Raw genomic sequence first — 6042 nt, forward strand, 5'->3', positions numbered from 1 at the left:
GCTCGGGTGAGGCTTTGCTCGAGGGTGCGGCAGAGGGATTTCGGGTCCTGATCGTCGAGGGGGCCGGCGAACTTGCCGCCGTTGAACTGGTTTCCGGTGCGCGGGCCGGTGCGGCTGACGGGGAGTGTGATCGCGGCGGACGTGCTCGGGGTGGTGACGCGGTGGGCCTGGTGGTAGAGGCGCAGGCCGGTGAACAGGCCGGCACAGTAGGCCGCGTTGACGGATACGTCGTTCGCGCGGGCGGTGGCGCGCAGGCGGTCGAGGTCGATCTCTACGCCTTCGAAGCGGCGGGTCGTGCCGCGGGGGCGCAGCAGCGGCGAGGGCTTGCCTGCCGGACGGGTGGTGACCTCCATCAGCCTGTACGCCATGGTGCCGATTCCGAGTGTCGAGCGCACCGGGGAGCCCGCGGCGGCGCGTGCGGCTCGGGCGAGGCCGCGGGCGGCTGAGGTGGCGTCGTCGGCGAGGGTGCCGACGAGCTGTTCGGTCAGGGGCGTGTCGAGCCAGCGCGGTGGGGCGGGGGGCTGGGGTTTGTCGGTGCGCGGCGTTCTGGTTCGGCTGAGCAGGGTGGCGAACCAGAACGCGAGTTGGGGTCCGTCGGCGAGGCAGTGGTGGAGTTTCACCAGCCATGCGGCGCGGTACGGTTCGCTCTCGCCGGGCAGTTCTTCGACCAGGACGCTCTCCCACGGCGGGCGGTCGAGGTCGAAGGGGGCGGCGGCGAGCTGTTCGGCGAGGTCGAGGAGGGCGCGGCGGCCGCCGGGGCGGGGAAGGGCGGCGCGGCGTAGGTGCCGGCCGATGTCGAATTCCGGGTCGGGCGTCCAGATCGGTGTTCTCGGGGTGAGTAAGGGTGCGACGAGTCGGTCGCGCAGCCGCGGGATCATCCGGGTGGCCCACTCGTGCCCGGCTCGGAGGCGTTCCGGTTCGGGCGCGCGGTCGAGTAGCACGACCAGGACCAGGGCGGGGCGCAGGCTCGGGTCGCGGTCGCAGCGCCACATCAGGGTGCTGAGCGGGTCGGGCCGGCGCGGCAGCGTCCAGGCGTTCCGGCCGAAGTGGTCCGACGGTCTCACCGGCACCCCTCTCCGGTGGTCAGGGTGCTGAGGTAGAGGTCTCTGAGCTCTTCGATGTGGCGGGTGAACTGCCCGAGGGGCCAGGCCGCGGGGTCGATCGGCGGGTGCAGGACGACGTCGATCCGGCCGGCGTGCACGGTCTTGCCGCCGCGGGGCATGAGGCGGCCGGAGTTGCGGATGACGACCGGGACGAGTGGGACGCGGGCCTTGCGGGCGGCGAGGAAGGCGCCCTTGTGGAAGGGCCCTGGCATGGGGGTGGGCGAGCGGGTGCCCTCCGGGGCGACGGCGACGGACACGCCGCGGGCGAGCAGGTCGAGCACGGGCCGGAGGAAGTCCGAGGCCTCGGCGGTGGCGCCGCGGTCGATGAAGACGACCTCGAACATGCGGCCGAAGTCGCCGAGTCCGGGCAGGCGGGCGAGTTCGTGTTTGGCGAAGCCGGTGTAGTCGCGGCGCAGCAGCCGGGCCATGACCGCGACGTCGAGCCAGCTCTGGTGGTTGAACAGGTACAGCGCGGGCCGGGTGCGCAGGTGCTCGGCGCCCTGCACGCTCACCCGCACCCCGGCGAGTTCCAGGCAGGCGCGGCTGGCGAGCGCCATGCCGAACTCGGCGGCCTCGCGCCGGTCGAGTCCGGCGGCGGCGAGCCCGAGCGCGGTGCCGACGCCCGCTGCGGTGCCGCTCCACGCGGCGAGCGTGCGGGCGGCGGCGACCGGGCCGGTGCCCGGCTTCGGGTCGGGCCGCAGGATGGGCCAGCCGCGTTCGGCCGCGGCGCGGGCGAGCGCGGGGCGCGGCGCGACGGCGCAGGGCCGGCCGCAGACCTCGAGGAACGGCACGTCGTCGCCGGAATCTGCGTAGGCGTGGCTGGCGGCGAGGTCGATCTCGTGCCGCAGCGCGTAGTCGAGCACGGCGACGGCCTTGGCTTCGCCGCGCAGGGGTTCGGCCGCGCTGGGGCTGCACAACACGTCGTCGACGCCGAGGCTCGCGGCGAGCGGCTCGACCTGCCAGCGGGTGGCGGCGGTGACGACGGCGACGCGGTGGCCGGCCCGGCGGTGGGCCTGGACCAGGGCCCACAGCTGCGGGCGCAGGCGGGCGGCGATGCGTTCGGTGAAGACGCGGGCGGCGACGGCGGCGAGTTCGTCCTCGGACATGCCGGCCCCGGCCCGCCGCGCCGCCTCGTGCGCGAAGCGGATGTCCCGGTCGGCCGGTTCGCCCAGCAGGTGCGCGGCGAGCAGGCGCGCGAGCGGCAGCGGGCCGCGGCCGAGGGCGGCGCGGGCCAGGCGCGGGAGCGGGATCGCGCCGCGCAGGAACGAGGTGGCGGAGAAGCCGTCGATCAGGGTTCCGTCATAGTCGAAGAACGCTGCGACGTGCGGACCGTTGGGGCCGCGCAGGATCGCGGCGACGCGGGTGTCAGCCTCGGACATCGGCGGTCCCGGGGTGGCGGGAGCGGTCGAGCACGGCCATGACGCGCAGGCGCGCGGTGAGGCAGGCGAGTTCGCGCTGGAAGTCGTCTCCGGCCGCCGCGTCGGCCCCGGGCTCGAGCAGCCCTTCGGCGGTCATCAGCGCGAACGCGGCCGCGCGCAGTTCGGCCGAGGGCGTGGGCGTTCGCGGGCCGCCCGCGGCGTCGTGGTACGCGCTGAGGACCGGGCCGAGCAGGCGCGGGGCGAGCAGGAACGGCTGGTGTTCCCACCCGCCTTCGTCCAGCACGGCCAGTTCCTCCTCCACCCGCCGTGCGAAGCCGTCCGGCCGGCCGAGCAGGGTACTGATTCTGGCGGTGGTGACGGCGCCGCCCGCGACGAGTTCGGCGGCGGCGCGCGGCAGGAACCAGTGGGCGACGACGCCGCGGTGGTAGGCCAGGATCCGTTCCCGGCCGGCCACCACGGCGAAACCGTCGGCGCGCTGCTCCAGCAGCCGGGTGCGCACCAGGCTCTCGAGCGCCGCCGCGAACGAGTACGGCCGTACGAGCGGGATCCGGCGCGCCTGCGCGTGCGCGAGTAAGGCATCGAACTGTCGACTCACCTCGTCGGCGCCCACAGCCGCGTTCACCCCGATCGCCCCGCCGTCCGCCGCGAACACCAGTGCCAGCAACGACTCCGCGGTCACCGCCGTCGCCTCGCGCAGGCCGATGGCGACGCGTCGGGTCAGCGTGCGCGCCGCGTCCCAGTCCCCTGATGCATCGTGGGTGAGCGCGCGCAGCGAGATGGGCTCGGCGCAGGTGATCCAGGCCTGGCGCGGGCCCTCGGTCCTGCCTGCGCGCAGGTAGCGGATCAGGGCGCGGATTCCCTCGGGCGGCTTGGCCGCGCCCGCGTCCTCGGCGGTGACGGCCTCGATGTCGGGCAGCGCGTCGTAGACGATGGAGACCGGAAGCACCAGCACGTCCTCGACCCCCGAGTCGGCGTAGGCGCCCACCAGGAGGCGCGGCATCCCGTTGCGCAGGGGCCGCAGCCGGCCGGTGCGGGTGCGCCCGGCCTCGGGGTACCACTCCAGTCCCTGCCCGCGGGCGAGCAGCGCGGCGAGGTAGCCGCGCACGGCCGCGTGGTAGGCCGGATCGGTGCCGAACTCGCGCCGGATGAAGATCATCCCGCTGCGCCGGCCGAGCGCGCCGAGCGGCCAGAACGCCAGGTTCGCCCCGGCCAGCCGCCAGGGCCGGGCCAGTCCCGCCTCGCGCAGCGCCCGGTCGAGCACGAGGGTGTCGAGATAGCTGCGGTGCGCCGGGAGCAACACCAGCGGGGCCCCGCCCACCGTGCCCGCGGCCGCCGCCCAGGCCGGGTCCAGGTACACCGCCCGCAGGTGGCGCAGCGGCGGCCGGGTGAGCGCCGCAAGCAGGCGTTCGGCCCAGCGCCGGCGGCGGGTCCGCGATCCGGCGAGGTGTGCGCGCACGGCCATGGTCCTTCCGTTCCAGTCCGTAGTTCCCGTTGGCCGCCGCCCGGTGCCCGCGCAAGATCAGAGCATGAGCGACAACTTCGTCTTCGACACGATCGCCACCCTGCTGCGCAGCCGGTTCTCCGTCCCGGCCGAGCTGATCGGGCCGGGCACCCGGCTGGCCGAGCTCGACCTCGACTCGATCGGCCTGGTGGAGCTTGCGGTGGCGCTCGAGGAGCACTTCGACGTGGACTTCACCGGGCGGGTGATCACGATGGAGGACCGGCTCGGCGAGCTGGCCGACCGGCTCACCGCCGAACGGGCACGGTGATCGCTCCCGCCATCTCCCCGGCCGTGTACAGGGCCTTGCAGGCGTGGCGCCGCACCTTCCCGCTGGTGGTCTTGGGCACCGTCCCCGGCGGCACCAGGACCACGGTGGCGGCGCCCACCTGGTGGGCCAGGGCCAGGTTCCGGCGCACCGCGGCGGCCACCTGCTCGGCCGCCCCGGTGTCGCAGGCCTCGAACGCGGCCACCTCCAGCAGCACCGCCACCGACTCCTGCTCCGCGGCCTCGAGCGCGAAGGCCGCGACGCCGCCGGGCCGGATCGCCGGGTGGCAGCGGCGCACGGACTCCTCGAGGTCTTCGGCGTAGTGGTTGCGCCCGCGCAGGATGATCACATCCTTGCGCCGCCCGGTCACGAAGAGCTCTCCGTCGGCGAAGAAGCCCAGGTCCCCGGTGCGCAGGTAGCGGCGCGCGTCGGGCTCGCCGCGTACCTCGGCGTACAGGCCGGCGCGGCTCTCCTCGGGCCGGCCGAAGTATCCGGCGGCCTTGGTGGCCGAGTCCACCCAGATCTCCCCGACCCGGTCCTCCGGGCAGGGCACGCAGGTGTCCGGGTCGACGATGCGCACCCGGGAGCCCGGCTTGGTGATCGGACCGCAGCCCACGTAGACGCTCTCCCGATGCCCGTCCGCGATCTCGCGCGCGACCCGGCCGCCGGCGAGTTCCTCGGCGTCCACGGCGATCCGGGCGCGGCCCCAGGAGCTGACGCTGACGCTCGCCTCGGCCAGTCCGTAGGTCGGGCAGAAGCACTCCGGGCGCAGGCCGGCGGCGGCGAACGCGTCGAGGAACCGGTCCACCGTGGCCGCGCGGATCGGCTCGGCCGCGCACACCAGCGTCGCCAGCGGGCTCAGGTCCCAGGCCGCGCGCTGCTCCGGGGTGGTCTTGCGCACGGCGAGGTCGAGCCCGAAGTTGGGTGACGCGGTGAGCGTGGCGCCGACCCGCGCCATCGTCTCGAACCACAGTGCCGGCCGGCGCACGAAGTCGAGCGGGGAGAGCGAGTAGAGCCGCATGTTGCCGCTCAGGGCACTGAGGATCGCGTTGACGAGCCCGAAGTCGTGGTACTGCGGCAGCCAGGACACCCCGACCGTGGCCGGGCCGAGGTGGAAGTCCACCGCGTTGCAGCGCATCTCGGCCAGCAGGTTGCCGTGCGTCATGACCACCCCGCGCGGCGTGGAGGTGGAGCCCGAGGTGTACTGCAGCACGGCCGGGTCGGTCGGCGCGGCGGGCCGGTGCCAGCGGCCGGGGTCGGGGTCGCCGTCCCCCGCTGTGTCGGTGCAGTGCCAGGGCACTGCGTCGGGCCAGTCGAGTCCGGGGAAGGCGGACGAGGCTGCGGCGAGGCGGCGCAGGGCGTCGAACTCGGTCGAGGTGAGGATCCCGCGCGCCCGGCAGTCGCGGACCGCGGCGGCGAACGCCTGCTCCCCGCCGCGCCCGCCGGCCGGTCCGGGCGGGAGCACCGCGGCCGGGATCACCCCCGCCATCAGGCAGGCCACCAGCGCGACGACGAAGTCCGGGCCGGGCGGATAGACCAGGACCGCGCGGTCCCCGGGCCGCCAGCCGAGCCCGTCGAGCAGATCGCGCACGCCCGCGGCGCGCCGGGTGAGCGCGGGGGCGGTGTAGGCGGCGTGGTCGGCCCCGGCGCCGTCGACGAAGGTGAACAGGGCTTGGTCGGGGTCGCGCGCGAGGTTCGCGGCGAACAGGTCGAGGATGCCGGTCGCGGTCATGGGCCGCCTTTCAGCGGGTCGGGTGCGGATGCGGCGGCTGGGGTGCGCGGGCGGGTGCGGGT

Annotated in this window: 5 protein-coding genes; 1 reads left to right on the forward strand and 4 read right to left on the reverse strand. The window is 75.2% G+C overall.

What is annotated here, in order from left to right; all coding sequences use genetic code 11:
- From KDL01_RS38350 to KDL01_RS38360, 3 genes are all read right to left on the reverse strand, one after another.
- On the reverse strand, positions 1 to 1064 hold a 1064-nt coding region (locus tag KDL01_RS38350; protein WP_212533632.1), incomplete at its 3' end, for a wax ester/triacylglycerol synthase domain-containing protein.
- Positions 1061 to 2482 carry an HAD-IB family hydrolase gene (locus tag KDL01_RS38355; RefSeq protein ID WP_212533633.1) on the reverse strand — a complete coding sequence of 474 codons (1422 nt, stop codon included), beginning with the start codon at positions 2480 to 2482 and terminating at the stop codon, positions 1061 to 1063. The genes KDL01_RS38355 and KDL01_RS38350, both read right to left, overlap by 4 nt.
- Complete coding sequence (locus KDL01_RS38360; RefSeq protein ID WP_212533634.1) at positions 2469 to 3944, reverse strand: 1-acyl-sn-glycerol-3-phosphate acyltransferase; 1476 nt, start codon at positions 3942 to 3944, stop codon at positions 2469 to 2471. Before KDL01_RS38360 ends, KDL01_RS38355 begins: the two co-directional genes overlap by 14 nt.
- Before the next feature lie 64 nt (positions 3945 to 4008).
- Here KDL01_RS38360 and KDL01_RS38365 point away from each other — a divergent pair, with 64 nt between their 5' ends.
- On the forward strand, positions 4009 to 4251 hold the full coding sequence (locus KDL01_RS38365; RefSeq protein ID WP_212533635.1) for an acyl carrier protein: 243 nt from the start codon (positions 4009 to 4011) through the stop codon (positions 4249 to 4251).
- Here the strand turns inward: KDL01_RS38365 and KDL01_RS38370 are convergent.
- A complete protein-coding gene (locus KDL01_RS38370) occupies positions 4229 to 5980 on the reverse strand; it encodes a fatty acyl-AMP ligase (protein WP_212533636.1) in 1752 nt (583 codons plus the stop codon). The two genes, KDL01_RS38365 and KDL01_RS38370, sit on opposite strands and share 23 nt — an antisense overlap.
- Positions 5981 to 6042 lie beyond the last annotated feature (62 nt).

Origin of the sequence: Actinospica durhamensis (assembly GCF_018139695.1) — a bacterium.
Classification (GTDB): Bacteria; Actinomycetota; Actinomycetes; order Streptomycetales; family Catenulisporaceae; genus Actinospica; species Actinospica durhamensis.

Coding starts and splice junctions, on each gene's coding strand:
- KDL01_RS38365 (WP_212533635.1), top strand. CDS start 4,009: ATGAGCGACAACTTCGTCTTCGACACGATCGCCACCCTGCTGCGCAGC.
- KDL01_RS38355 (WP_212533633.1), bottom strand. CDS start 2,482: ATGTCCGAGGCTGACACCCGCGTCGCCGCGATCCTGCGCGGCCCCAAC.
- KDL01_RS38360 (WP_212533634.1), bottom strand. CDS start 3,944: ATGGCCGTGCGCGCACACCTCGCCGGATCGCGGACCCGCCGCCGGCGC.
- KDL01_RS38370 (WP_212533636.1), bottom strand. CDS start 5,980: ATGACCGCGACCGGCATCCTCGACCTGTTCGCCGCGAACCTCGCGCGC.